Annotated in this window: 22 protein-coding genes; 10 read left to right on the top strand and 12 right to left on the bottom strand. The window is 67.4% G+C overall.

Features of this window, described 5'->3' with window-relative positions:
- Positions 1 to 129 precede the first annotated feature (129 nt).
- Complete coding sequence (locus OHT01_RS00210; RefSeq protein ID WP_328551036.1) at positions 130 to 1,575, bottom strand: M1 family metallopeptidase; 1,446 nt, start codon at positions 1,573 to 1,575, stop codon at positions 130 to 132.
- A 161-nt stretch (positions 1,576 to 1,736) separates the two neighbouring features.
- Here OHT01_RS00210 and OHT01_RS00205 point away from each other — a divergent pair, with 161 nt between their 5' ends.
- From OHT01_RS00205 to OHT01_RS00190, 4 genes are all read left to right on the top strand, one after another.
- Positions 1,737 to 2,306, top strand: a complete 570-nt coding sequence (locus OHT01_RS00205; protein ID WP_328551035.1) for a suppressor of fused domain protein — start codon at positions 1,737 to 1,739, stop codon at positions 2,304 to 2,306.
- A gap of 187 nt (positions 2,307 to 2,493) precedes the next feature.
- Positions 2,494 to 3,564, top strand: coding sequence for a tyrosine-type recombinase/integrase (locus OHT01_RS00200; RefSeq protein WP_328551034.1), 1,071 nt, complete (start codon positions 2,494 to 2,496; stop codon positions 3,562 to 3,564).
- A complete protein-coding gene (locus OHT01_RS00195; protein ID WP_328551033.1) occupies positions 3,561 to 5,900 on the top strand; it encodes a tyrosine-type recombinase/integrase in 2,340 nt (779 codons plus the stop codon). Before OHT01_RS00200 ends, OHT01_RS00195 begins: the two co-directional genes overlap by 4 nt.
- A gap of 44 nt (positions 5,901 to 5,944) precedes the next feature.
- Complete coding sequence (locus OHT01_RS00190) at positions 5,945 to 6,436, top strand: hypothetical protein (RefSeq protein ID WP_328551032.1); 492 nt, start codon at positions 5,945 to 5,947, stop codon at positions 6,434 to 6,436.
- Here the strand turns inward: OHT01_RS00190 and OHT01_RS00185 are convergent.
- Positions 6,403 to 7,983, bottom strand: a complete 1,581-nt coding sequence (locus tag OHT01_RS00185) for an ISL3 family transposase (RefSeq protein WP_328551031.1) — start codon at positions 7,981 to 7,983, stop codon at positions 6,403 to 6,405. The two genes, OHT01_RS00190 and OHT01_RS00185, sit on opposite strands and share 34 nt — an antisense overlap.
- A gap of 286 nt (positions 7,984 to 8,269) precedes the next feature.
- Between OHT01_RS00185 and OHT01_RS00180 the strand changes: the two genes are divergently transcribed.
- Positions 8,270 to 9,277 carry a YdcF family protein gene (locus OHT01_RS00180; protein ID WP_328551030.1) on the top strand — a complete coding sequence of 336 codons (1,008 nt, stop codon included), beginning with the start codon at positions 8,270 to 8,272 and terminating at the stop codon, positions 9,275 to 9,277.
- Positions 9,278 to 9,824: 547 nt separating this feature from the next.
- Here OHT01_RS00180 and OHT01_RS00175 read toward each other — a convergent pair.
- The 8 genes from OHT01_RS00175 to OHT01_RS00140 form a co-directional block, all read right to left on the bottom strand.
- Positions 9,825 to 11,048 carry an IS701 family transposase gene (locus OHT01_RS00175; protein WP_443043340.1) on the bottom strand — a complete coding sequence of 408 codons (1,224 nt, stop codon included), beginning with the start codon at positions 11,046 to 11,048 and terminating at the stop codon, positions 9,825 to 9,827.
- Positions 11,049 to 11,405: 357 nt separating this feature from the next.
- Positions 11,406 to 12,530 (bottom strand): IS4 family transposase, encoded by a 1,125-nt coding sequence (locus OHT01_RS00170; RefSeq protein WP_328551029.1) that lies wholly within the window; start codon positions 12,528 to 12,530, stop codon positions 11,406 to 11,408.
- 58 nt (positions 12,531 to 12,588) lie between these two features.
- Positions 12,589 to 12,957, bottom strand: a complete 369-nt coding sequence (locus OHT01_RS40070; RefSeq protein ID WP_443043571.1) for a hypothetical protein — start codon at positions 12,955 to 12,957, stop codon at positions 12,589 to 12,591.
- 222 nt (positions 12,958 to 13,179) lie between these two features.
- Entirely contained in the window at positions 13,180 to 14,907 is a 1,728-nt protein-coding gene (locus OHT01_RS00160; protein WP_328551028.1) for a TerD family protein, read from the bottom strand.
- A gap of 606 nt (positions 14,908 to 15,513) precedes the next feature.
- Complete coding sequence (locus OHT01_RS00155; RefSeq protein WP_328551027.1) at positions 15,514 to 15,720, bottom strand: hypothetical protein; 207 nt, start codon at positions 15,718 to 15,720, stop codon at positions 15,514 to 15,516.
- Positions 15,717 to 15,920, bottom strand: a complete 204-nt coding sequence (locus tag OHT01_RS00150; RefSeq protein ID WP_328551026.1) for a hypothetical protein — start codon at positions 15,918 to 15,920, stop codon at positions 15,717 to 15,719. The genes OHT01_RS00155 and OHT01_RS00150 overlap by 4 nt, the downstream gene beginning before the upstream one ends.
- The gene (locus OHT01_RS00145) at positions 15,917 to 16,387 is read right to left on the bottom strand and encodes a hypothetical protein (RefSeq protein ID WP_328551025.1); all 471 of its coding nucleotides are present in this window, start codon (positions 16,385 to 16,387) and stop codon (positions 15,917 to 15,919) included. Before OHT01_RS00145 ends, OHT01_RS00150 begins: the two co-directional genes overlap by 4 nt.
- Positions 16,384 to 16,593 carry a hypothetical protein gene (locus tag OHT01_RS00140; protein WP_328551024.1) on the bottom strand — a complete coding sequence of 70 codons (210 nt, stop codon included), beginning with the start codon at positions 16,591 to 16,593 and terminating at the stop codon, positions 16,384 to 16,386. Before OHT01_RS00140 ends, OHT01_RS00145 begins: the two co-directional genes overlap by 4 nt.
- Positions 16,594 to 16,768: 175 nt before the next feature.
- Between OHT01_RS00140 and OHT01_RS00135 the strand changes: the two genes are divergently transcribed.
- Entirely contained in the window at positions 16,769 to 17,506 is a 738-nt protein-coding gene (locus OHT01_RS00135) for a DUF6879 family protein (protein ID WP_328551023.1), read from the top strand.
- Positions 17,507 to 17,515: 9 nt separating this feature from the next.
- Positions 17,516 to 18,373 carry a helix-turn-helix domain-containing protein gene (locus OHT01_RS00130; RefSeq protein WP_328551022.1) on the top strand — a complete coding sequence of 286 codons (858 nt, stop codon included), beginning with the start codon at positions 17,516 to 17,518 and terminating at the stop codon, positions 18,371 to 18,373.
- Between the two features lie 378 nt (positions 18,374 to 18,751).
- Here OHT01_RS00130 and OHT01_RS00125 read toward each other — a convergent pair whose 3' ends face one another.
- Together OHT01_RS00125 and OHT01_RS00120 are read right to left on the bottom strand one after the other, a co-directional pair.
- Entirely contained in the window at positions 18,752 to 19,030 is a 279-nt protein-coding gene (locus OHT01_RS00125) for a DUF3761 domain-containing protein (protein ID WP_328551021.1), read from the bottom strand.
- Positions 19,031 to 19,103: 73 nt separating this feature from the next.
- Positions 19,104 to 19,466, bottom strand: coding sequence for a hypothetical protein (locus OHT01_RS00120; RefSeq protein WP_328551020.1), 363 nt, complete (start codon positions 19,464 to 19,466; stop codon positions 19,104 to 19,106).
- Positions 19,467 to 19,901: 435 nt separating this feature from the next.
- Between OHT01_RS00120 and OHT01_RS00115 the strand changes: the two genes are divergently transcribed.
- From OHT01_RS00115 to OHT01_RS00105, 3 genes are all read left to right on the top strand, one after another.
- Entirely contained in the window at positions 19,902 to 20,384 is a 483-nt protein-coding gene (locus OHT01_RS00115; protein ID WP_328551019.1) for a hypothetical protein, read from the top strand.
- Between the two features lie 6 nt (positions 20,385 to 20,390).
- Positions 20,391 to 21,344: a hypothetical protein gene (locus OHT01_RS00110; protein ID WP_328551018.1), complete on the top strand. Its 954-nt coding sequence runs from the start codon at positions 20,391 to 20,393 to the stop codon at positions 21,342 to 21,344.
- Positions 21,345 to 22,089: 745 nt separating this feature from the next.
- A complete protein-coding gene (locus OHT01_RS00105; protein ID WP_328551017.1) occupies positions 22,090 to 25,788 on the top strand; it encodes an SGNH/GDSL hydrolase family protein in 3,699 nt (1,232 codons plus the stop codon).
- Positions 25,789 to 25,847 lie beyond the last annotated feature (59 nt).

Here is a 25,847-nt window from a genome sequence, read left to right as displayed (position 1 = left end):
CCCAGCTCCTGAAGCCCCATCAACGCGGATGCGCCGCCGGAACGACGCCGCCCTGCCCGCGTACTCCGTCGGTCACCGTCATCGTGGCGCCGCCGGGGTAGGCCCGTCACCCGCGAGCGGAGTGCGACTTCAGCGGATGCGGTGCTTCCGCCAGAAGGGGCCGAGGTCGCTGTGCGTCATCGACTGTGCGGCTTTCTTGAAGTCGACGGTGGTGGAGACGCCGTACCAGTGGTCGTGGGCGTACTTCTTGATGAGGTGCGCCATGGTGCCGGCCCCGAGGACGTGTTCCAGGTCGGCCAGGACGCAGGGGCCGATCCCGTACACGACCTGGAAGTACTCGCCACGGTGTGTAGACCAGTAGGCCATCGAGTTGGTGAGCGCGGCGGTGGCGCTCGGCCAGGAGTCGTCCGGCGAGCACTCGAACCCGTCCCAGCGGTAGTAGCGCGCGTTGGCGTACTGAGCGAAACTCTCGTCCAGCCAGGGTGAGTTGTACTCGTCGTTGCCCACGACGCCGTACCACCACTGGTGGGCGATCTCATGGACGGTGGCGCCACCCTCCGCCTCGGTGCCGAGGATGACCAGGCCGGGGTACTCCATGCCGCCGGCGAACCCGGGGGTCATCACGAGGTCTATCTCGCCGTACGGATAGCGGCCGAACTCCCTGCCGAACCGGTCGATGGCGGCGACGCCGTCCTTGCGGTTGAGGCGGACACCGGCGGCGGGCGTGTTCGGCGACCAATACGACTTCACGCGCACGCCGTGGGGCGAGGTCTGGGTCGCGGTGCGGAACGGGCCCGCCGCCCATGCGAAGTCCCGCACCCGCTTGGCGACGCTGTGGGTGACCGTACGCCCGGTACCGCCGGGGCGGGTCCATGTGCTGCCGGTCGCCGGGACCTTGAGGGCGGACGGGTGGTCGAGGCGCACCCGGAAGTCGCTCGCCAGGGTGTAGAAGCTCTCGCCGTACGACACATACGGATCGAGGTGCCACCCCCTCGCGTCGTGCACGGCGAGGACCGGCAGCGCGTTGCCCAGGAAGCGGAACGCGCCTTCGCGGCCGAAGCGGTTGTTGCGTGCGGGCACGGTGAGGGCCACGTCGAAGGAGACGGCCGTCCGCTCACCGCGTGCGAGCGGCTTCGGCAGAGCGATGCGCAGCGCCGTGCACTTCACGCCGGGGCGGCCCGGAGTGCCGCCGCGCACGTGGGAGACGCGGACGGGGGACGGTCTTCCGGATGTCCCGCAGCCGTCCTCGCCATTGCCCCACAGGCGTATGTACACCTCACGCAGGGGCCGGCTGGAGGCGTTGCGGAAGGACACCGTCTGCCGGCCCGCCCAGTGGGAGCCGTCGCCATCGGCGCGCAGCTTCACGTCGTAGCTGGGGCGGTCAGGCGTCGCGGGTTCGGCCGCTCTCACCGCGGCGCCGGGCGTCGGGCCGGACGGCGTGCCGGCCTCGGCCACGGTGGAGCCTGCTGTCGCGAGCATCGCGAGCAGGGCGACCAGCAGACGGCGACCGGTTCTTGAGGGACCCGTGGGCGACGAAGGCAACGAAGGCATGGCGGACGACATGACAGATGACATGCCAGCGGATCTTGTCACAGGGTTCCCCACGGCCGACACAGGCCCGCGTGGCTTTGTCCATGAGAACGGGTTCTGGCTCAGCTTCTGTGGACCTGTTGCGGAGCGTTACTGGTGACGGCCCCGGTGGCGTGCACCGGTGAGCGATCGTGCAGGCTGGACGCATGGCCAGTCGCGTTGAGAAGTACCTCGCCCATCTTGATCGACTTTCCGGAGGAAGGGAGCCCCGTTTCTTCCCCGTCAAGTCAACCAAGCAGGGGCTGCGGGGCATAACGGAGATCGTGTACGACAACCTGCCGGACGGGCTTCTCACGGCGCTCACCTACGGGTTGTCGCTTGCAGAACATCCGGACTGGCAGCACGGCTCGCCGGAACTCTGCCTCAGCGTGAACTCGACCAACGTGATCTGGGCCCACGCGGTGGGCTTCCTCGCCGAGCATCTCCGTGGCACCCACCCCTTCAGTTACGGCAGCACCATCAACTTCGGTGAGCGCATCGTGCCCGAGTCAGAGATGACGGCATTCTGCGTGTTCGCACCGCTGGCCCTCGACAGAAGCGACTACCTGGGCATCGACGTCGGCATTCCGGGACATGAGGGCCACGATGTGATCAACATCCAAGGGATCTACCCCATCCACGAGGTCGAGCGGCAGTTCATCAACGAGCATGGGCTTGAAACCTTCTGGAAGAGCGACTGGGAGCCCACCGACGTGCTCCGGCGCCCAGCGATCTGATCTGCGGAGGTCAGCAGCCTTAATCTGACGACCCATTGGTGGACAGCATCAGGCGAGCATGACTCGCTTGCGTAGGAGCGCGAAGCCGACTCGACCGAACATCTGGCGCTTGAGCATTTTAAAAGTTACGTGGAATCTGCCGGGGTGATCATGTCTCCCTGGTGTAGCCACGAACTTGGGAGACGGCTTGAGCGCCGCTGTGGGAGTGACGGAGAAGTGGCCGGTGCTGGGGCGCCACGAGAGGGCAGCGGGCTGGCTGCAAGTGTGGTGCGATCTTGGCCGTGCGCCTCGGACGATCGATGCCTACGCCCGCGGGCTGGCCGAGTACCTGGTGGTGTGCGAACGAGAGGGGGTCGACCCACTCGCTGCCAGTCGGGCTCATATTGCCCTTTATGTAAGGGAGTTGACTGCGCGGCCGAGCCGTCGGGGCGTGAACGTGGTCTCGATCGATTCGGGGTCGGGTCTGGCGAACGCCACGATCCAGCAGCGGCTGGTGCCGGTGCGGTTGTTCTACGACTTCCTGATGGAAGAGGGACTGCGGGAGTCCAATCCGGTGGGTCGGGGCCGTTATACGCCGGGCCGTCGTTGGGGTGGGCACCAGCGTGGCCTGGTGCCGCGGCTGACGAAGCTGCCGTGGATCCCCAGCGAACAGCAGTGGTTGGGAATCTTGGAGGTCGCGCGGGGGGAGCCGGTCCGCAACCGGGTGATGCTGGCTTTGGCCTACGATGCCGCGCTGCGGCGCGAAGAGCTGTGCTCGCTGCGGACCGATGACCTGGATCCGGCTCACCGTACGTTGCGGGTACGCGCGGAGACGACGAAGAACCGACTGGAACGGGTGGTGCCGTACTCGGCGTCGACCGGCGTGCTGATGTCGGCCTACCTTGCCCACCGGGCCACGGTCAGCCGGGCGAGAGGCCCGCTGTTCCTCTCCGAATCACGGCGCAACTACGGCCAACCGCTGAGCCTGTGGACGTGGTCGAAGGTGATACGGCGGATCGCCGTGACGGCCGACGTCCCGCAGTTCTCCACGCACACCACCCGGCACCTGTGTCTGACCGATCTGGCCCGGATGGGCTGGGAATTGCACGCGATCGCATCCTTCGCCGGCCACCGTCACACCGACTCCACGCTTCAGTACATCCACCTGTCCGGCCGGGACCTGGCCGATAAGCTCGCCCGCGGCATGGAGCACATCCACGCGTGGCGAATAGAGGCGCTCGCCTCCTCGAACGGCACGTTGCCGGAGGTGGCACGGTGAGTACATCCCGGCTGGCCCTGCCTGAGGAGAACGGCCCCGAACGCTGGTCCTGGCCGATCATCCCAAACCACTACGACACTGCTGTCGAGATCCGGCCCGCCGAGGTACTGGCAGTGAGCGAACTCGGGGTGCGGAATCTGCGCCGGCTCAAGGACCACGACCCGTCTGCTGCCAGCTGGCGAGTGATCCGCCGTCTGCTGGTCCCGCTGGAGGCGGTCAACGCCGCTCTGGACTCGCCACCCACCCCACACCGTCGGCGCGCCATGCTCGACGTGATCGCTGTGCTGCTGACACGTTGCGCGGAGACCGGCCGAACCTTTTGGGGATGGACCTCGCAGGAGTGGATCCATCTGCTCGGCCGCAACCAGACCGAGTTCCACCAGCACGCCCCGGGCTGGGTCAACGACGAGGTCCGCCCCTATCTTGCCGCGCACGCCTACCTGTTGGGCTCCTTCAACGAATTCCACCGACTCGGCAGCTTCCAGCGACTCACCCTGTCCTGGCGGATCTTCGGACGCGGCCTGGTGAGCAGCGAGATCGCCCGCATCCGCGCGGTCCTCGCGTCCTGGGGCTATCAACTGGGGCGGGACGACGACACGCTGCTGCCGATGGTCGTCTGCCAGCTGCTTCTCCTCAACCGGAGCCCGCATCTGGAGGATCTCGACACCTCGCTGTTCGACCGGGTCCGGCGCGAGAAGATGCTGGCCGGCTCACAGCGCTACACGCTGCACGCCACGCAGCGAGCGGTTGCCGAACTCGGGTTCTGTGATCCTCCGCAGCCCATCACTGGCCGCCAGTCGGTACGGGCGACCGGCGGCGCGAAGACGTGGGAGCAATGGGTCGATCGCTGGTACGCCACCTCTACGCTCACCCCGGGCGTCCGTGGCGCCATGCGTTCCGCCCTCCTCAGGGTGGGCCGGTGGATAGCCGCGGAAAAGCCCGACGTTGCTGACCCGACGGACTGGACGCGGCAGACCTGCGCGACCTGGATCGCCGCAGTGGACCGGATGAGGGTCGGTGACTACGTTCAGCGGACGGCTGGCCTGGGGGACCGTCTCGGCAAGCCGCTCGAAGCGGCGACCAAGGCCGGGCAGATCACCGCGCTGCGAACGTTCTTCAGGGACTGCCAGGAATGGGAGTGGCTGCCCCGCAGCTTCGACCCACTGCGCTCGTTGGCGATCCCTCGCAGCATCACAGCCCTCCTCGGCCCTGACCCGCGGGTGATCGCCGATGAGGTCTGGGCGAAGCTTCTGTGGGCGGGTTTGAACCTGGAAGCCGCTGATCTCCCGCAGTCCCAGGCCGGGCAGTTCTACCCCTTCGAACTGGTCCGCGCAGTCACACTGACCTGGCTGTTCTCCGGTCAACGCAGCAACGAGATAGCCCGATTGAGGGTGGGCTGCATCCGTTGGCAGCACGACGGCACCCCCATCACCGGTGACTCGCAGCAGGTCCTAGCCCGCGACACCGTCTGTCTCCTCGACGTCCCGCCCCACAAGACCGGCACCGCCTTCAGCAAGCCGGTCGACCCGATCCTCGGCCAGGCCGTCGATGCCTGGCAGGCCGTCCGCCCGGATCAACCGAAGTTCACTGACCGCCGCACCGGCGAGCGCGTCGACCTGCTGTTCGCCATCCGGGCCCGCCGCGTCTCCACGCACTACATCAACAACACGGTCATCCCGATGCTCTGCCGCAAGGCCGGAGTCCCGGACGCCGACGTCCGCGGGAACATCACCAGCCACCGGGCCCGGTCCACCATCGCCAGCCAGCTCTACAACGCCAAGGAACCGATGACGCTGTTCGAACTGCAAGCCTGGCTCGGACACCGATCACCGCAATCCACCCAGTACTACGCGAAGATCACCCCGAACACCCTGTCCAAGGCATACTCCGAGGCGGGCTACTTCGAGCGGAACGTCCGCACGATCGAGGTCCTGGTCGACCGGGACGCGGTCGCCTCCGGTGCCGCCGCTGGCGGTGAGCCCTGGCAGCACTACGACCTCGGGCACGGCTACTGCAGCTACACCTTCTTCGAACAGTGCCAGCACCGCATGGCCTGCGCACGCTGCGACTTCTACACCCCAAAGGAATCCACGCGATCCCAACTGCTGGAAGCCAAAGGAAACTTGCAGAAGACGGCCGTGTCCATCCCGCTGACCGACGACGAGCAGGCAGCCATCGAGGACGGCCAGGCGGCCCTAGACCGGCTACTTGACCGCCTCGCCGACACACCCACTCCGGCCGGCCCGACACCACGCGAACTGGACGTGCCAGCGACAACCCGCCTCCTGCCGCTTGTCGACGTCCGACAGGGCGGGACGGGTTGCGCATCGCGCTGATATCGGAGTGCGCACAGGCGCGGAAGAGTGTCACAGTCACTGCCGTGACCTTGATGAACGTGCTCGTCGACTTCGCTCGAACTGGCAGGATCGGGCCGCTTCACTGCGGAATGCCCCTGACCGAGGCCGAGGATCTCCTCGGTCGCGGGCGCCCCCACCCCGCCCTCCTCATGAAGGGCCCCGACATCGATGGCTATCCCTATGCATGGGGAGGCCTTCGACTGGTCGTCACCCAGAGGGCTGTCAGCGGCATCTGGATCGACCTCTGGCCCGGATCAACGGCGAGTCTCCCGCCGCTCGTCCTGCCTGATTCCGAGTCGTTCGAGGCCACTGTGCTCCGTGAGGAACTGATCACGGCCCTCGACACCGCAGGCTGCCACAACGAGGTCAACCCCGTCCTCACCTTCGGCGAGCAGTCGAGCATCCCCACCCAGCCCGCCGAGGTCTGCGCTGTCTTCAGCCTGCCCGGCCGGGACCACCATGTTCCACACCGCGATCGGCACTACCTCGACGTGATGCACAAGCACACGGCTTGACATCGCTGATTCCACAGAATGATCCGATTGACATGCCCTTCCACCGCGCCCGAGTTCCAGGGCAGAGTGAGTCCGGCGGTGACGGCGTCGAGATCGCGGTCGATGCCGGCGGCAAGAGTGTGGAGGCTGGGCAGGTCGTCCTCCCGGACGGCGTCGAGCCAGGCTGGCAGGTGTTCGCCTTGGCGCTGGGTGAGCATGACCGCGAAGGAGCGGACATGCCGGGTGAGGGCATCGAGCTCGGGACAGTGCATGCAGACAATCTTGAGCTGGCGCTGTTCGGTCTCGGTGAGGGTCTCCGGGCGGCTCAGGATCCATTTGGAGACCGTCCGGGGCGACGGTGGCCGGGCGGTCACCGGCCGCGGCGAGGTCCGCTTCTTGTGCAGGTAAGCACGGACGCGCTGGTAGCTGCCCTTGTAGCCGAGCGGCACGATCTCCTCCCACAGCTTCCAGGCGTTGGTGAATCCCTCGTTCCACCGGCCGTCCAGGTAGGGCTTGTAGTCATCGAGGACCGAGGGCCGGTTCTGCCACTGGCCGGTGAACAGTTCCTCCGGGGCCGAAGCGTCAGCGAGCTGCTTGACGGTCCGCCAGGTCATGCCGAGTTGACGCTGGATCGAGCGGCGGCTGTGCCCGGCCTCCAGCAGCGCGTGGACGGCAGCGTGCCGGGTCCGGGTGCGGTCAGCGAACCGGTGTCCGGTCGGCCAGGGTGAACCAGGCGGTTCTCCTTCCGGGGCGGGCTCCGACTCGGGTCCATGGGCAGCCGGGACAAGGGGGCGAAGGCATTTGCGGTGCTGGGCAACGGCCCGTTCGGCAGCTTCGCTCAGGTTGTGCCACAGGTGCCACCGGTCCGCGACCTGGACGGCCTGCGGCGCGCCGGCACCGGCGCCTTCGGCGAAGAACGGTGCCCGGTCCCGGCAGATGACCTCAATGCCTGGCCGTTCGGCGAGCCAAGCCGCGAGGCTGGATGCCTCCCGGTCCGGCAGCAGGTCGATGGGGCGGCGCGTTTCGATGTCGACGAGGACGGTTCCGTAGTGTCGGCCCTTGCGGGTGGCGTACTCGTCGACACCGACCACACGCGGTGCGGCCACCGTGGGGTCGGGAAGAGCGTCGACCAGCCGGAGCACGGTACTGCGGCTGACCGACACCCCGAGAACGCGGGCGATGCGAGACCCAGCCCGGCCCGCGAGGGCCAGACCGACCGCAGCCAGGGTGGATCGCAGCCTCTCGGTCCGCTGACCGTGTCGGCGTGTCAGGCCGGGTATCTGCTCGACGAAAGTACGGCGAGCGCAGCCCGGGTTCCCGCAGGCGAACCGACGGACCCTCAGTTGGAGAACAACGCTTCGGCCACCGCTCGGCACATCAGCGGGAAACCGTAGGTAGGAACCATGAATCCGGTTCGACCAGACCCCACAGACCGGGCACACGGCGCCGTCCGCGACGCATTGCGCATCAACGCGCACTATCTCGATGTTGACTTCCACCGACAGCACCGCGACGTCCGCGATCGACGGGAACAACAACTCCTTCAGCGGGAGCGCAACCTCTTCCACGGCCCCGAACTGTCAGCCCGACCGCATTGCTCAGGGAGCATTTTCGGGCGACTTCACGTACGGCTCGAAGGGGCTCGGATGTCACTCAGAGTGGCCGCGTCACAGAAGCTGAGCCAGAACCCGTTCTCATAGATAAAGCCGGTCCCGGCTGATCGCGTCGTCGCCCGCCTGCGTATGGGGCGCCCGGACGGGTCTGCGAGGATGTCCGGCGGCCGTCTGCACCGGGCCCCGCAGCGCTGCGCGGGTCCGGGAATGTGCAGGCGGCGACGGGCGGGAGAGCGGAGTGGTGGGGGACGTGCCGGAGTACCCGGAGTACGTTGCCGCGGCGGTGTTCGCCGTGGGCGGGGTCGTCCATGCCGTGCTGGCGCCGCACCGGTTCTCCACCGCTGTCCTGTTCTGCCTCGCGGTGACGTCGGCCGGGCTCGGTGAGGCCGCCCGCAGTGCGGAGACTCACCCCACCGTCGTGACGGTGCTCGCCGTCGCCGCCCTGCTCGTGACCCTCGCGCTGGGCCTGCTCCTGCTGGTCGACAGCATCGTCCTGGTCCGGCGCTACGGACCGCAGGCGTCCCTGCTGGCCGCCGGCGCCGCCGGCTGCGCCCTGCTGGCGGTGCTCGGCCTCGACGCGGTCGTCCGGACTGCCGGGGGCGAGGTGGCGGGTGCCCTCATGGTGGCGGTGAACGCGGCCGCCGGATACCTCAGCCTGCTCTTCCTCGCCTTCACCGTCTACGTGTTCGTCCGGGGCCGCAGCACCCCGCCGCCGGAGACCACCCATGTCGTCGTCCTGGGCGCCGGGCTCAAGGGCGACCGGCCCGGTCCGCTGCTGCGCCGCAGGCTGGAGCGGGCCCTCGCGGTCGACGACGCCGGCGCACCGGACGCAGACGGTGTGGTGTTCGTCGTCTCGGGCGGCCGGGGCGACGACGAGGTGCGTTCCGAGGCGGACGCCATGGCCGACTACCTGCGCGCACGCGGGGTGGCTGCCGACCGGATCGTGCGGGAGGACCGCTCCGTGAACACCGGGCAGAACCTCCGCTTCAGCGCGGCTCTCATGGACCGCACCGCTTCCGGGCACCGTGCCACGGTGGTCACCAGCGGCTTCCACGTCTACCGCACGGCCCTGCTGGCCCGTCGCGCCGGCGTCCTTGTCCACGTCGTGGGGGCGCCGACCTCTCCCGCGTACTGGCTCTCCGCGACCCTGCGTGAGTTCGCCGCCGTCCTGTGGTTGGACCGGCTGCCCCTGATCGGGCTCAGCCTGCTGCTGGCGGTGCCTGTGGCGACAGCGGTCTTCCAGCGCTGAGGCACCCGTCGCGCGTGCCGCCCCGGGCAGCAGGGTCGGCGTGGCTTCGCCAGCAACCCGCGCCCGCGCCGAACAGCGGGGTGGCCGCTGGCGACGGAGCTTGCAGGTCACAGCGCGATCGGATGGTATCTGAGAGCTTCGTGGACGATCTGCTCTGCATTGAAGTCATCGGGACTGGGATTGACTTCTCCGGCCAGGATGCGGCCGTCGAAGGTGCCGATGATAGCGACGCTCTGCCGGCGACAGCCTCCTCACCGAATTCCTTGAGGAGTTGGGCTGTACCAGTGGCGACCGACGACCCCGCGCGCGTCACTCCCCGGCCTCGGGACCGGGGGCCCTAGTACTCCAGCAGGATTTCGCTGTCTGACCTGGTCTTTCGCCGGGTGGCGGGAGTGTAGCGGGACTTCGGTCGTGCGGGGGCGGTCTCACGGAGACCGCCCCTCGATCGTGCGACAACGCCGCAGGTAGTGACAGCGGCGGGCGACTGCTTGGCGTCGGCGGCGCCAGTTCGACCAGCTCAGCGCGTGGTGTCGTCCGCGGTGTCCGCTCAGGTGCGGGGGTCGGGCACGACAAGCTGCCAGGAGTCGCCGAACCTCCGCCACTGTGAGCCCGACGGCCCCGGTTGTCTCACCTGTTCCGCCCCCTTTTCCCAGGGCTGGTATGCCGTGGCGGACAGGAAGGCGTGCGCCAGCATGGCCAAAGTGATGTGCCGATACCAGCCCACGTAGCGGCGGACTTCGTACTGGTCCAGGCCACATTCGTTCTTCGCGGCCTGGAAGCACTCCTCGATCGCCCAGCGTGTGCCGGCGACCCGCACCAGCTCCTGGACGGTGACCTGAAGCGGTGCGTAGGCGAGGTAGTAGGCGATCTCGTCGGGCTTGCTGATGCTGCGCCGGGCCAGTGCCCATCGCATTCGATGGGGGACCTCGCCCTGATAGTCGAACTCGGCGACGGCCGGCAGCCGTACTGCTGCCCAGTGGTAGACGCGGGGCCCCTTCGCGCCGTTGCCGCATGAGATCTTCTCCCACGCCTCGTCCGGGGCCTGCGCGAACAGACCCTCGATCCGTGAACAGCCCACGCTGAACTGCGACTTGGGCACAGCCAGCACGTAGCCGACACCCGACTGTTCCAGCAGCCGACGGAATCGGTTGTCCTGACCGTAGGCGGAATCCGCGGTGACCCACGCGATGGGCAGCGGTGAGGCGAGGGCCCGCAGCACCATATGCCGGGCCAGTTCGCCCTTGGTGGCGAACTCCCGCTCGTCGGGGACCCTTGCGGTGCGGCAGCGTTCCCGGTCCTCGGTCCACGACTTCGGGAGGTAGAGCTCACGGTCGACCAGAGCCCGGCCACGGGCCGAGGCGTAGGCGCCGAAGACGCCGATCTGACAGTTCTCGGTGCGGCCGGCGGTTCCGGAGTACTGGCGCTGGACCCCGGCGGAGGTACTGCCCTTCTTGATGAACCCGGTGTCGTCGATGATCAGCACGCCGTCGTTCTCGCCGAGCTTGTCGGCGACGTATTCCTGCAGGTCGTCGCGAATGTCATCGGGCTCCCACTTCGCTCCGGCGAGGAGGTGCTGCAGGCCGTCGGGCGTGCGGTGGCCAGCCTGCTCGGCCAACTGCCAGCTGTTCTTGCGGGCCACCGGGGCGAGCAGCCCACGTACGTAGTCGCGCATGCGGCGACGAAGCTCGACTCGGCCGAAGCGGTGCCCGATAGTCAGGAAGAGATCGTCCAGTTCGAGGTCCCACTGCGCGGCGGCATACTCGGTGATCACCCTCGGAGGCTGCCCCGCCGCTGTCACTACCTGCAGCGTTGTCACATGATCGAGGGGCGGTCTCCGTGAGACCGCCCCCGCACGACCGAAGTCCCGCTACACTCCCGCCACCCGGCGAAAGACCAGGTCAGACAGCGAAATCCTGCTGGAGTACTAGGCCCAATGCCGTTGCGTTACGGGCTTGCGGGTTGGGGTCTTGTGATGAGGACGGCTTGAGGTTCGGTGCGGGTCGGCTGTGGCCAGGCACGGTGTTCAGGTCGTTTGAGGTGGTAGTTGGACATGTTGCGTTTCACGACGCGGGCTGGCTGCGCAGGCGTCTGACGGGCAGGAGCCGTTCCAGGAGGTCCTGCTCCAGCATCACCAGTGCCCTGACCAGGAGGTCAGGGGGAAAAACTGCCCGGCGTGACGGTCACGCTGCGCCGGGCGGAGCGCAGGGTTTCGGTGAAGGAGACCCGGTCGGGGGTCCAGGCCGCGGGTGGCGGCCGTTCTCAGCATGAGTTCCCGCAGCGCGCGGTGGACCAGCAGGTGTGCCCAGATCTGCTGGCGGACGCCGTCGGGTGTTTTGCTGCTGAGCACGACGCGTGGACCGCGCTGATGGGTTTTGATCTCGGCGAAGACGGACTCGATCTCCCAGCGTTCGCGGTAGAGCGTGGCCAGTTGCCGGGCCGGATACCGGCGGGCGTCCAGCAGGGTGGTGACCAGGCGATAGCCGTCGCTCTCACCCTGACCGGACCGGTCCTTGAGCCGGTAGGCCAGGACACGGACCACGACCGGCTCCTTGCGGGCCGGACCGCTGCTTGCTCTGATGTGTGAGAGCCAGGACCCGTCGTGGAACTTTTTGATCACGGACAGGACGCGGTTGGCGGGCACCCGCCACAGCAGATCGGCGCCGGTGGCGGTGAACGCCCGCCACAACGGGACGCCGAGGAACTCGCGTTCGGCCAGGACGAGTTGGCCCGGGCCAGTCGAACGCGGCAGACGAGCCACCAGGGTGACTTCCCCGGTGCGGCAGCCGGCCAGTTCCGCGTCCAGCACCGCATGACTGCCGATCTCCACCAACGCCGCCATCCGCACCTGCGGAAATGCGCTCCTGCCCGACCCGCGGCCACTGCCCGGCCGCCCGAACGCGGTCGCGTTGGCTTCGCTGTCCGCGACGTCCCAGCAGGTGCCGTCGACGGCCAGCAGCCGCAGGCCACGACAGAACGCGCCGGGCGTGGCCTCGGTCGCCATCGGCTTCGCGGTCGTGGCGAACAGCACCCGCAAGGGTTCGGAGCCCAGCCGTTGCCGGGCCCTGAACAGGGAGGACTTCGCCGGAACACGCCAGTTGCCCAGCAGCCCCAACCCCCGCAAGCCCTCGACGAGGTGGCGCATCACTTCCAGATACGGGGCAGGCGAGAAGAGGGCCAACGCCAGCACGAAATACACCACCAACCGCGCGGGAAGCAGCCGCTGACGTTGCTCGGCACGACCGAATGCCGCCACCACCCGATCCACCAAGCCTGGCGGATACACCCAGGTCAACAGGCCAAGACCCGATAAGTCAGACACGCTCGCAGACCGCGGCGCAGTCCGCGACCTCATCGACGTCCACGCCGCCTCCCAGCACCGCACCACTGCCGACCTCGAAACGCTCGGCCGCCGCCACGCACGCTTCGAATTCAGCCTCCAGGACCTGCGCGACCGCCTTAACGGTGCCGAATGGTGGGACGACAAGGACTTCACCGACTATGGTCTCAATCCCGGCCAACTGGCCGACCTGCGCGCCTGGGCCCTCGCCTGGGCGGCCGAGCTTGATGCCCGCCTGTACGCCGAGGAGAACCCGGACGAGGTTTGAGAGTCGTACGGCGGTCCCGACGATCACCGCGCGTACGCGCCGCCGACCGCGCATGGCGCGCCTGCTGCCGGTCATGCTGCGAGAGCCGGCCGACCACAAGCGCGCCAGACCGACTTGCCGGCGACGTCCATGCGGTCTTCGAAGAACTGCGCCGCATGGCCGTGTACGGGGCCGAGGCGCGCGCCCTGGTTGTGAAGGCCATCAAAGCTCTGCGCTGACCCAGACATACCAATGTGCTTGCCCCTCCGCGTGGAGAGACGGGCCAACGTGCCCGCTGACAGGCTCTTCAGACGCCCGCTATTCGACGTTTACGCCGTGGGCTCGGGCGAGTCCGTCGAGTCCGTCCGCCCAGCCCTGGCCGATGGCGCGGAGTTTCCACACGGGCTCGCCGTTGACGTTGTGCCGGTACAGCTCGGCGATGACCATGGCGCGGATGTCCGGGTCTGCGGGTGGGCTGAAGGTCCAGCCGGTGCCGGTCACGCATTCCATGGACAGGGCCGCGTGGGTGAGTGATCCGCAGGTCAGGCCGGTGTCGACGTCCATGTTGATGGCGACGGCGACACGCTGCACCCGGTCGGGCAGGGCGGACAGATGGATGACGGCGCGTTCGGTGGTGTGCGGGCCTTGCGCGTGCTTGCCCAGGAGCCGTGCGGCACCGTTGGCGGTGGAGGGCTGGTTGTAGAAGACGAAGTCCTCGTCACCGGCCACCGTGCCATCGTTGCCGGTGAGGAAGAGGGTGAGGTCCGCGTCCGCGCCGGCGAAGGTGAAGGCGATGCTCAGCCCCTGCCAGGCATCTTCAGGCAGAGCGAGGGTCTGCCCGGCCACGAGGGGAGACACCGTGGCGGGCGGCAGCGGGGGAGCGGGCGGCGGCTCGGCCAGGTGGCTGTGCTTCCATTCGGCAAACGGCCTGATCCGGTACGGGTCGGCGGTTACGGCCCGGTCGTCGGGTGGGGTGTTGCCGCTCAGAGTACTGTCAAGGCCGGCGAGAGAGGGCTCACCGGATTCCGGTTCGTCTTGCGCGTGATCCAGGAGTTCTCGCAGGCCCGGGATACGGGCGGTATCCAGCGGCTTGAGCGTGCTGGAGAGGTTGCCGGAGGCGGTGGTGGTGACCGAGCAGGCGACGTCCTCCCCGATGTCCAGGAAGCGCAGCGCGTCCTCGGGTTCGCGCCATGGGGTGGTCTCGATCGCCTGGCGGGTCCAGCGGCCGTAGGCGACGAATCCGAGCCGCTGGGTGTCGGGCAGGCGGGTCAGCACGGCCAGGTCGATGGCGGTGATACCGGGTGCGGTGGCGAAGCCCTCCTTGAGGGTGGCGACCACGTTGGAGCCCATGGCGGTCAGCCACCACAGGAGCCGGTCGCGTTTCGTCAAATTCTTCAGGGCCGGGCGGCCACTCGAGGTAAGCCCGGGTGTCTGAGTCGGCATCGAGTCGAAGTCCTGATGACGCATCAGAACGGACAGGACCGAACCATCCACTCCGAGCGCGCAACCGGCCGCAGGGTTGTCCGAGAATGCGGCATTCACCGCTTCGCAAACGGTGTCCTCGTCGTGGGCGAGCAGCGCCTGCCACCAGTGCCCGGCTTCGTCTGTCAGCTGTTCACGCACCGCACTCAGGCGTGCTGACTCGGCCGCCAGATACGCGGGAGCATCGAGCTCCGCTCGCTGTTTGGCGCCGGCCCGCTCCGCACGGGCCAGCCACCCCACACCCTGCAAGTGAAACGTCTGGGCCTCAGCCAGTGCCCAGGGCAGACCCAGCTGCGGAGCATCCCCGATCACCGGAGGATGCGCGCTGGGAAAGGACTGCAGATGGACGCTGGTCATCTGCCGCCTCAATTCCCGCAACTGCGCGATGGCCGCATCCCGATCAGCCTCCTGCTGAGCCCTCTCTGCTTGCCGGCGAGCGCGCTCCATCTGCGCGGCGGAAGGGGCGACCGACCTGGACTGCGTGGTCCGGCGGGTGCTGGTCGTGGTCCGCCGGCTGCCTCGGAGGGAACTCGAGGCGTAGAAGGGGCCGAGTCCCGTCGACATCCGGGCACCTCCGCTGCCCACACTGATCCTCGCCGCCCTCGGCCCGACGGAAGTCCTCACCCCACGCGTTGAGACACGCACGCTCATGCCCGGAACACCAACACGAAACCCGAATCCCACGGCCCACCCCTCTCACTTGGGGACACAGTGTGGCACCGGCCCCGGCAGCGAGTGGCCGTGCCCTCTCATCGCGGCCTCTGCAGGAACTCCTGCCCGTCCTTCTTGCAGGTCCTTACCGCTCGCATAGGACAAGGCGTGCCTGGCGGCCGACCCGAGCGTGCCTGACGAGCTTGTGTGAGGGCCCCAGTCGACCCGAATGGATCGGCAGATCGGAGTCGAAGATGTTGACGGTCAGCTCCGTGATATGCGGAGCGACCGCGTTGAGCAGCTCTTGCGGGTCGCGGGTGCGGGTCGTGGCGGAACGCTCTAACGCGACGGTCACGTCTTGCTCCTGTTGCGCTTGTTTGCCTCTGGTGAGAGGCGGTTGAACCCGCCCGCCCTCCTGGGGTGCAGAGGGCGGGCGTTCATCCGGCGACCCGCCCTGTACGCCGTCGTGAGGGCGGGCCGCCGTTCTCGCTGCCGGACGGGGGAGCCGACAGCGAGAGCTCAGGAGTTCGCGGCGCGGTACGCCTCCCACAACGCCTCGGCGGTCGTGCACCGCGTGGCGTCCACCGCGCACGTGGCGCAGTCGCGGCCGTGGTCTATGTATGCGCGGTACGCCCGCTGCACCCGGTTGAAGACGCCTGCACTCGCGACGCGCTGCAGGTGGCCGTAGCCGGTGCCCGTGTCCACGAACTGGAAGCGGCTACTCACGACCGCCGCCGTCCGCGGTGGGGGTGGTGGCGGATCTCGCCGTTGCAGTCGGACGCCTTCGAGTAGTCCCCAGAGGCCGCAGCCTCCGCGCTCTGCCGCACGAGCGCCGCGCACACCCCGCAGTGCGGGGCGGGCTTGGGCCGGTCCATCGGCAGGGGCAGGTCAACGGGCGCGTCGTCCATGGTGGTCTGCTGTGTCATCCGAAAGCCTCCGCTGGGAGTCGAGGGCCGCCGCCCGGGCCGAGCGCGGCGCCGAGGAAGGTGGGATCGGTGAGTCGCCCGCTGCCGTCCGGTCGCTCTACCCACACGCGGCCGCGCACCGGGTACAGCACGGGCGGGCACCTCAGGGGCCAGCCGTGGGGGTGGACGGTGAGGAGGCGAATGTCGTCCAGCTCGTCGTCGAGACAGGGCGGGAGCAGCCACCACGCGCGCTCCGAGGTGACGTCCGCGAGGACCGGGCCGAGGCGGTCGGGCCCGATGCGCTTGATCGCGTCCATCGACTGCCTGAGGGGCGCCTCGGCTGCCATCCAGTGTGGGCCGGTCTCGATGGGCGCGAGTTCCTCCGCGTCCCACGCGCGCTGTATGTCGGCGGGGCAGATCACGCAGGACAGGAGCCAGGCCTGCGCTGCCTGACGCAGTGATTGCGCGGACTCCGTGGCCTTGCTCATGCCCCTGGCTCCGCTCGCTGAAGTGCTTGCGCAAGCTGCATGATCACGTCCGCCCGCGCACGCCCAAGGTCCACGAGGCTGGGAGTCGGCGAGCCCGGGTCGACTGCGAGCGACGGCAGCACGATGCCGGCCTGATCCAGTGCTGCCCTCAGCGACTCCACGGCCGTGAACGGGTCAACGTCTTGCGACTCAAGTGCTGAGAGCATGAACAAGACGGTAGGCGCGCGAAGTTGCTCGCCGCGTCGCTGGTTTCTCGAAGTTTCTTGACAGCCCTACGAAGTTGCGCGATGTTTCCCACGGAGGCCGACTGAGCCGCGTGTCCGGGGCGTTGTCCTCGGGGAGGCTGGGTCCACACCAAGGCTCCGAGCGGAGGAGACGGCCATGCGACGGCTTCGTTTCAACGGCACAGGCTCAGGGGGAGGAGGCTGCCCCGGCGTCCACGAGGACCTCGACAGCGGGGACGTCATCGTGCACGGACCGCCGCTCACCGACCCCGCCGACCTGGCGCAGCTTCAGCACCGCGACGAAGGCGAGGTGGCCATCGTCGTACCGCGCAACACTCTCGTCGACTTCGGTCCGCGCGACGAGACCCCGCGGCTCATCAACGCCGACGACGAGTTCGAGCGCCTCTTCGAGACCTTCGCCCACACCGCATGGCGGCTGGAGACCCGACGCCGGTACGCAAGCGACGAACAGACCGACGAGTGGGCCCAGTTCGCCGCAGGCCAGCGCATCGACTGGGATTACGACGACGACTGGTGCCGCAACGTCCGAGTGCAGGCAGCGCAGGGCAAGCGGTTCGAGCGCGTGCGGCTGGTTGATACCCCCGCCACGCCAGGGCAGTTGTACCTGCGCAGCAACGCAGCACGGAACTGCGCCGTGGGCGAGGACATTCGCAACCTGTCCCGCACGGAGGCCGAGCGGCTGCGCCTGCCCGACGAAGACTTCTGGCTCTTCGACTCACGCCTAGTAGCACGGCTCATCTTCGACGAGGACGACAACCTGACGGGCGCCGAGCTCATCACCGAGCCGGCCGCGGTCAACCGCTACTGCCGGGTGCGAGACGCAGCCTGGCACTATGCCGTTGCGTACGCAGAGTTCGAGGTCGACCAGAAATGACGAGGTCCGGTGAGCACCGACTATCAGCAGGCACGCGAGGCCCTGGGGCTACGACTTCGGGAACTGAGGATCACGTGCCCTGATGGTCGGCTCACCGGCGAGCAGCTCGCCGAACGCCTTGGCGCCGGGTGGACAAAGTCCAAGGTGAGCAAACTGGAGAACGGCAGGCAGACCGCCGACGCCGAGGAACTCAGGGCGTGGGCCAAGGCCACCGGACACCCGGAGGCGTACGACGGTCTGCTCGCCCAACTGCGCGGCTTCGAGTCCCACATCCGCTCGTGGCGCCGGCAGCTGGCCTCGGGCCATCGTCCCGTGCAGGACGCCATCACCGCCGAGCACGACCGCACCCGGGTGCTGAGCATCTGGGAAAACAACCTCGTGCCCGGCATGCTGCAGACGGCCGACTACGCCCGCCATGTCCTCACCAGGCACGCCAACCTTATGCAGTCGCCGCGGGACACCGAGGACGCTGTGCGCGCCCGGATCCGCCGTCAAGAGGGGCTGTACTCGCAGGGCAGGAAGTACCGGATCATGGTGTGGGAGGGGGCGCTCTATGCCCTGGTGTGCCCGCCCTCCGTACTGGCCGCGCAGCTGGATCGTCTCGCGAGCGTCATCGGGCTGGACACCGTGGAATTTGGAATCGTCCCGTTTGCCGCTTCACTGAAGATCTACCCGGGCAACGGGTTCTGGATCTACGACGAGCGCCGCGTCGTCGTCGAGGACTGGCACGCGGAGCTGTGGCTTGACGATGCGGACAGCGTCGCGACCTACCTGCGGGTCTGGGACACGCTGCGGGAGTCCGCGGTCTATGGGGTCGACGCCCACAACGTCATCAACCGGGCCCGGCGGGCTGTTAATCCGCGCTGATCTGAACTCCCTGCGGCGACACGAATCACCAGGCCGGTTGATGCCGCCGTCGGGGTCAGGGGCGTAAAAGCCGGAACCGGAAGAGGACGGCGGCATGACGGGATCCCCTCGCGTGCCAACGGTCTGGACGACGAACTGCCCCGCACGCTCCACGAAGCACAGACTGCCGACCACCGTAGCGAGGCAGCCATCCGCCAGCGGCTGGATCAGACAACCTCAACGCCTTCGTGTGCGCCAGCGGCTGGACATGGGCGGCCTGTCCTGGATCGAGGGCCACCCAGAGGGCAGACCCGTCAGCTGATCCCTGTCAGCCGACAGCGCCTCTCGGAGCATGAATCCAGGCGACGCCCCGACGGTGCGGGGACGTCGCCCGGCTTTCTACCGGTACCAGTACTTCACGCCACGGTGGTGGGAGCAGGTGCCCCGGAAGTGGGCGCTGTAGGAGTAGGTGCCGTCCTTGCACTTCGCCATTGCCCCGCGCGGGTGGGGCGAGTTCGCCTTGCAGACGCCCGTCGTGTGCCGGGCGCACGACGCGGCCGCAGCATCGGTGGCCGTGGCCACCGGCGCCAGCAGAGCGCCGGCCATGACGACGGTAGCTACAGCGCCCCGGAATTTGGTGAGCGTGAAGTCTCCATTCAGACTCGGAGACGCGATCATGCACCGTCAGGCGGCTCCCTCGGGGGCCTGTCCGCCCCCGATCGCAGGGTCGTGACACGGTAGGCGGAAGACGTCAGAGCGGAGTCTGTTGTATTTGGCTAATTTCCACTCCTATCGACGCCGCGTCCTTTTCCCAGGGGACAGACACAGTTCCGGTGTAAGTCCTTTGAGCACCTACGGTCCGGGTGACCCATTTCGGGTTCGCTGCGCCCGAACCGTCGCCGTCGAATTTGAACGCAATCTTGTATTCGACCGGTGAACGGTCGAGGTTGCGGATCGTGTACTGAGCGGCGAAGACGAGGTGACCGTGGCTCATTTCGGTTCCGTACTGGGTCACTTCGACCGGCTTGGCGGGAGTGGGAGTGGGGGAGTGGCCGGTGCAGGCGGCGAGGGTGGCGAGGAGGGCTGCAACGGAGGCAGCGGTTCGTGTGCGCATGACGCCGGAAGGCTAGAGGCGTTATTACTGGCGGGCAAGGATTTTCATCAACTTGCCCGGATGATGACACTTCTCTGTAGTGAGCTGCCGACTGCAGGTCGGGAGCGAGATGCAGATTTTCGCCATTCCTGACCCGCTCGCCAGAAGTTCCATACATTCCGTATTTCTGGGAAACACACAGGCAGAGGCACGCGGGGGCGGGTTCCACTTGGGTCGCCGGATTCTCGTCATGCGAATGAATCGTTCTTGCGACTCCTGGTGTACGTGTGCATACAGTGCCCTGCCTGCGGCGAATGGACCAGACCAGTCCGCCCGCACGCAGGTGGAGCAGGCAAACGGGGACACATCCGACCACGTGCTCTCCCCTGGCCTGCCCGCACAGCTATTACGGGGAGGAAAACCTTGCGTCTCACACGAGCCGCCGTCACTACCGCCATGGCAGCAGTCGCTGTGGCGGCCACCGTTACGGTGGCGCCACCGGCATCGGCTGCTTCCTACGTTCACAACGACTGCACGGCGAGCGACACCAGCCACCCGACCCACTGTTTCCGTATCCACTTCAACTCGCGTTCCGAGACTACGGAGATGTCCCAGAGCGCCTGCCTTGCCACCCGCCATTCCCGGTCCAACGAAGACGGCTATTCGCCCAACGGCGCGACGTTCATCAACTTCGTGTTCGGCGGCTTTCCCTCCGAGGTTTACGGCGGCATGCAGACGCCCTGTGACCCCACGGGATCCGGAGGAGCCGTGTACCACAACGCCGCTTCCGCGTGGAACCAGGACTCATACGCCGGGTACACCATCTATGCCAATACCGGCTACAGCGGCACGAGCAAGTACTACCCGAAGGCTGACGGCTATGCCCGCAATCTGGGCAGTGGCTTGAAGAACCACAACGGCTCGCACAAGAGGAGTTGATCGGCGATGTCGACACCCAGAGTCCGGGCCGCTGCGTTCGTCTTCGCCGCTGTCACGGCCGCCACTGTGTCCGTCTCTTCATGCGGCGCTCCGCATCACGTTTCAGGCAGCGGGAAGGGCCGGCACGTGGTTGCGCAGGCCATGCCGCTGCCGGATGCTGAAGTTCGCGCAACCTGGCCGAAGCGGCAGGTGGAACGGGGCCTGGCCAAAGGAATGAGGCTCCCGCTCCAGGACTACATGCTCGGCTATGCCGACGTTGTGGATGGGGAGAACGCCAGGGACCTGGTGAAGCAGGAATGCATGCGGCGCCTCAGTTTCCAGTTCGCGCCCGAACCGTCAGGCCTGCACCCGGGTCCCGCGTACGACGCGATGAACATGAAGCGCCGCTACGGCATCACCGACCGCACCGAGGCCACCATCTACGGCTTCGCCCCGGCCCAGGCGGGCACCGATGACGACAGCACCTCTGCGGAGGATGCCGAACTCGCCAGGGAGGACAGCGAGTCCTCGGTTCCGGGCTGGGACAAGGCGATGAACGACACGTGCATCCCCGAGGCGAACGCGAAGGTCGGCGTCCTGTTCGAGACCGACCTGGCGGGAGACCTCGCCTCACAGTCCTACGGCGCCACCATCAAACAGACACCCGTCAGGAACGCCATCGCCACGTGGTCCTCGTGCATGGCCGGCAACGGTCACCGGGTGAAGACCCTGGACGACGCCGAGGGCCGGTTCGCCACACCGAAGCTGCCCGGCCTGAAGCCGGGCAAAGCGGAGGTGTCGATGGCAACCGACGATGTCGATTGCAAGCAGACCAGCAACCTCGTCGGCACCTGGTACAGGGCGGAAACCGCCTACCAACACAAGCAGATCGCCTCCCACAGGGGTGAACTGGAGGCGGAGAGGGCCCGCAACAGAAGGTTGATCGAGCGGACACGGGCTGTTCTGAGCGCCCGAAAGTAGATCGCTTGCCCTTTTCTCCAGCCGGCCGCCGCACCCCGCAGTTCGTCTCAACGTATGAAGACGCCCCCGTGGTGCGGCGGCTTGCCCTGTCATGCACGAAAAGCATGCATAAGAAGGGGCAAAGCCTTGAAGGCACTCAGATCGGCTCATCAGGCACATGTCGCTTTTGCCGGCTTGGCAGCCATGGCGATCCTCGCCGGACTCGTACAGACGGCCACACCGGCCTCGCCGCCGAGGCGAAACCGAAACCGGCAACCGCACCACCTACCAAGCCGGCACCCGGACCGCCTGCCCAGGTCACCAATCCCGGCAGCAAGCTCGGCAAGAACTGGAACACCTCCAAGGACCGAGCTGTCACCGGCGCTGCGGGGCGGTGCCGCGCCTAATCAGCCCCACTCTCGACAGGGAATCGATATATTTTATGAAATACAGCAAAAAGGCCCGAATATCTCTGACTGCATTAACGGCCGGGGGACTCCTGGTCGGACTTCTCCAGTCCAGCGCGTCGGGCCTCGAGCGGCAATCCGCAGACGCCCCTGGGGCAAGCTCACACCCGGCGCGTGATTCTGGCATCAAACCCCCCGCCAGAATCACCAAACCGGCCGAAACGCTCGGTTCGGACTGGAAGACGTCTTCCGACCGGGCCGTCACCGCGGCTGCGGACAGCGACGGCCTCCATCTGCTGGTCGCCGACAGCTCGGCTGCGTACGCCTGGAAGACCGCAGCCGTCCTCAGCGAACCGGGTATGCCCGGTGACACCTGGATCGGCAACGCGTGCGTCATCGATCACGACTACGCGGCCGTCGTCTACGCCCCACGCACGTTCACCAACCACCCCGACATGATGCTCGGCGGAGCCTTCACAGCGATCGTCGATCTCGACAAGGGAGTGGTGAAAAAGCTTCCGTTCACCGCATCCCTCGCCTACTTCGACCCCACCTGCAACCCGGACACCCACACGGCAGCGTTCACCGCGCAGCGGGACAACGAGTCACGACTGGTGACCGTGGACACGCACGGCCGTACCGTGGCCGACACCGTCGCGCAGGGGCAGGTCACCACTCCGGTCCCCGTGAGCGACGGTGTGATCGCGGCGCTCGGCAACCGGCTCGTGCACATCGACCGCAAGGGCAAGGCGAAGACTCTCGCCAGGACCAGCCGGGTCCCGTACGACATCCACTCGCTTCCGGGCGGGAAGATCGCTTTCCTCGACCGCTCGGGCGACATCACGGCGCACGCCAAGACGTACACGGCCGGCAAGGTCGCCACGGTGGCCACCGGCAAGCTGGATCAGCTCGCCCTGAAGCAGGCCGGCGCCGATCGGGTGTTCCTCACCGGCGAGCCGTCCGGCAGGACACACCTTTCCGGCAGTGGGGTGAGCCGGCTGGACGCACCGGCGGAGGCCGACGTGTCCAGCCTGGGCAGACTCGCCGTCAACCCTGTTCTCTCCGATGCCGTCCAGAGGGGTCTGGACAACATCAAAAACGCGGGCAAGGGCTTCACCAAGGGGGGTGAGCCCGCTCCCGGCGAGATCGGCCATGCCCTCACCGTCACGGGTGTCGCGACGGCGACCGGGAAACCCACCATGCAGATCGCCGCAGAGCCCGGCACGGCGACAGGAGGCGCCAAACTGTCCCCGGCACTGGCTGGCACCCCCAGCGCCAAGACGCCGAGGGCATCTCTCGGCATCGAGAACAACCCGGTGGACACCGACCGCTGGTGCTCGGTCCCGCGCAACGACGTCAGTCAGCTGGCCCTGCAGCCCACCCCCAACCAGGTGGAATGGGCTGTGGACATGGCGGTCAAGGGCAATCTGCGCTCCAACTACCTCACTCAGGGCGGATGGCGCTCCCAGACCGGCATCGGCACGATCGACCCGCAGGGCCTGTTCCCCATCCCGACCCTGACCGGCGGCAACGGCAGCGGCCGCATCCCCGCCCAGGTCGAACTCGGCATCCTGGCTCAGGAGTCCAACCTGTGGCAGGCGGAACAAGGCTCCATCCCCGGGCAGATGGGCAACCCGCTCGCCGCGGTGGACGGCTTCTACGGCCATGACGGCAAAGCAACCACGTCGGCCGGCCACTGGAGAATCAACTGGAACAAGTCCGACTGCGGCTACGGAGTCGGCCAGGTCACCGACGGCATGCGCCTGGCGGGCTACGAGAAGGTCGACGACAACGGGCACAAAGAAACCGCTCTGTCTCCAACCCTGCAGAAGGCCGTGGCGCTCGACTACGCCACCAACATCGCCGCCTCACTGAAGATCCTCGCCGACAAATGGAACGAGGTCCACACCAGCGGCCAGCTGGTCACCGCCAACAACGACGACCCCTCCAAGCCGGAGAACTGGTTCACCGCCGTGTGGAACTACAACCTCGGCTTCAACAAACCCGGAGCGGACACCAACTGGGGCCTGGGCTGGTTCAACAACCCCGCCAACCCCAACTACCCGCCCACCCGCAAAGTCTTCATGAACACCGACCTCGACGCCGCGGCCGTCAAGGACGCCGCGCATCCCCAGGACTGGCCGTACGAGGAGAAGGTGCTGGGCTGGGCCTCCTGGTCCATCGACACCGGCCACTCCTACGCCACCTCCGGCCGCCAGGACTGGCCGGGCGAGTCCGGCTTCGCCTCCGCCGGCTTCCGCCCCGCCTACTGGAACGGCACCAACCAGACGGTCGTCGATCAGGGCAGCGCGAAATACAACCGGGCACACGCCAACCCGCCGCTCGACACGTTCTGCAACACCAAGAACAACTGCAGCGTGTTCAGCCCGCCCAACTGCCCCGACGTGAACTGCTACAAGCAGTACTGGTGGCATCAGTCCAATACAACCTGGAAGTCCGACTGCTCCACCACCTGCGGCTTCGAGAACATCAAGTACGCGACCCTGGTCAGTGAGCCCGGCCGCGGCACCCGCCTGCAGTACGGAACCCCGCTCTGCTCGGGTGCGACCAACGACAACCGGCCCAACGGCTCCTGGATGGTCGACTCCGTACCCGACGCCACTGACACCTGGAGCAGCTGCGGGAAGTCCTACTCAAGCGGAACCTTCAGGTTCGCCTTCAACGCGGACCCGGTCGCGACCGGTCCGGGCCTCGGCCCGTTCGAGGCCAAGGCCGACCTCCACCAGGTCGGCGGCGGCTACCAAGGCCACTACTGGTACACGCACACCCGCAACACGGACCATCTCGGCGGCGATAGCGGTGCCATGACCATCAAGGGCACCTGGACGCTCAACCAGAACCTCAACTGGGCCCGCGTCCTGGTGTACCTGCCCGACACCGGTGCCAAGACCCGCCAAGCCACCTACAGCGTCGGAGGCTCGGACAGCACCAGCCCGGATCGGGTCGTACTGCAGCGCGCCGGCGGCTGGGTGAGCATCGGGGCGTTCCACTTCACCGGGACGCCGACCGTGTCCCTGTCGAATTCGACCGTGGACGGAACGGGGGACGAGGACATCGCGTGGGACGCGGTGGCCTTCCAGCCCCTCACCAGCAAGCCCGCGAACTCTATCGTGGCCATGGGCGACTCCTACTCTTCGGGCGAGGGCGCAAGCGGGTCCGGCGGCACGGACTTCTTCCCGGAGACCGACCACATGGACAATGCGGACAGTGAGCTGATCGACAAGTGCCACCGATCCAAGCTCGCCTGGTCACGGCAGGCGACGCTACCCGGCGCCAGCATGTCCATCGGAGCCATGGCCGACAGCCTCGACACCCAGACGGACTACCACTTCATCGCCTGCTCAGGTGCCCGCACCTACAACATCCTCACCAGCGGGCAGTCCCACGAAGTGCCCCAGCTCTACGCTGGCTATCTCGACCAGAACACCACCCTGGTCACCCTGTCGGTCGGCGGCAACGACGCCAGGTTCTCGGACGTGTTCGCCCAATGCGCGCTTGGCGCCGGTACGGACCAGTGCCCGGACACAGCGATAGGAAACAAGGACCCGATCACCGGCGAGGATGTTGCCGGAGACACCGGACCTCTGAAGACCTGGGCTCCCACGTGGCTGCACGACAAGGTCCGGCCACGCATCGAGGCGGTGCTGATGCGGATTCATGATGTGGCACCGAACGCGAAGATCGTTCTCATGGGCTACCCGAGGCTGCTGTCGGGGGCCAAGGACTGCGTGGCGGGAATCGGCAAGGAGGAGGAGGCTCCCTGGCTGAACTCGGTCGCGGACATGCTGGACCAGGAGATGAACGGCGCCGCTTCGGACGCCAAGTCCCAGGACGGGATCAACGTCGTGTTCGCCGACCCGCGCGACAAGTTCGACACCAAAGCGGTATGCGGTGATCCGGAGTATGTGAACGGCATCGTAGAAAACGGACGCTCCCAGGTGGACACCTCATCACCCAAGCCCGCCATGGCGTCGTTCCACCCGAAGATCGCCGGAGTCCGCCTGTACGCCGACTTGCTGCAGCAGTATCTGCCGTAAAGAAGCCGAGTTACAGGCCCGTCTCCAGGTCGGGGCCTGAGTACGCGTGCTCAGGCCCC

It is taken from the genome of Streptomyces sp. NBC_00358 (assembly GCF_036099295.1).
In the GTDB taxonomy this organism is placed as follows: domain Bacteria; phylum Actinomycetota; class Actinomycetes; order Streptomycetales; family Streptomycetaceae; genus Streptomyces.
This window is presented reverse-complemented; position numbering and strand designations above follow the sequence as displayed.

What these genes read in the sequence shown, in the direction of transcription:
- OHT01_RS00160 (WP_328551028.1), bottom strand. Translation starts at nt 14,907, where the DNA reads ATGTCGACGGGACTCGGCCCCTTCTACGCCTCGAGTTCCCTCCGAGGC.
- OHT01_RS40070 (WP_443043571.1), bottom strand. Translation starts at nt 12,957, where the DNA reads ATGACCGGCAGCAGGCGCGCCATGCGCGGTCGGCGGCGCGTACGCGCG.
- OHT01_RS00115 (WP_328551019.1), top strand. Translation starts at nt 19,902, where the DNA reads ATGGCAGCAGTCGCTGTGGCGGCCACCGTTACGGTGGCGCCACCGGCA.
- OHT01_RS00145 (WP_328551025.1), bottom strand. Translation starts at nt 16,387, where the DNA reads ATGAGCAAGGCCACGGAGTCCGCGCAATCACTGCGTCAGGCAGCGCAG.
- OHT01_RS00125 (WP_328551021.1), bottom strand. Translation starts at nt 19,030, where the DNA reads ATGATCGCGTCTCCGAGTCTGAATGGAGACTTCACGCTCACCAAATTC.
- OHT01_RS00210 (WP_328551036.1), bottom strand. Translation starts at nt 1,575, where the DNA reads ATGTCATCTGTCATGTCGTCCGCCATGCCTTCGTTGCCTTCGTCGCCC.
- OHT01_RS00140 (WP_328551024.1), bottom strand. Translation starts at nt 16,593, where the DNA reads ATGCTCTCAGCACTTGAGTCGCAAGACGTTGACCCGTTCACGGCCGTG.
- OHT01_RS00120 (WP_328551020.1), bottom strand. Translation starts at nt 19,466, where the DNA reads ATGCGCACACGAACCGCTGCCTCCGTTGCAGCCCTCCTCGCCACCCTC.
- OHT01_RS00105 (WP_328551017.1), top strand. Translation starts at nt 22,090, where the DNA reads ATGCCCGGTGACACCTGGATCGGCAACGCGTGCGTCATCGATCACGAC.
- OHT01_RS00150 (WP_328551026.1), bottom strand. Translation starts at nt 15,920, where the DNA reads ATGACACAGCAGACCACCATGGACGACGCGCCCGTTGACCTGCCCCTG.
- OHT01_RS00135 (WP_328551023.1), top strand. Translation starts at nt 16,769, where the DNA reads ATGCGACGGCTTCGTTTCAACGGCACAGGCTCAGGGGGAGGAGGCTGC.
- OHT01_RS00110 (WP_328551018.1), top strand. Translation starts at nt 20,391, where the DNA reads ATGTCGACACCCAGAGTCCGGGCCGCTGCGTTCGTCTTCGCCGCTGTC.
- OHT01_RS00205 (WP_328551035.1), top strand. Translation starts at nt 1,737, where the DNA reads ATGGCCAGTCGCGTTGAGAAGTACCTCGCCCATCTTGATCGACTTTCC.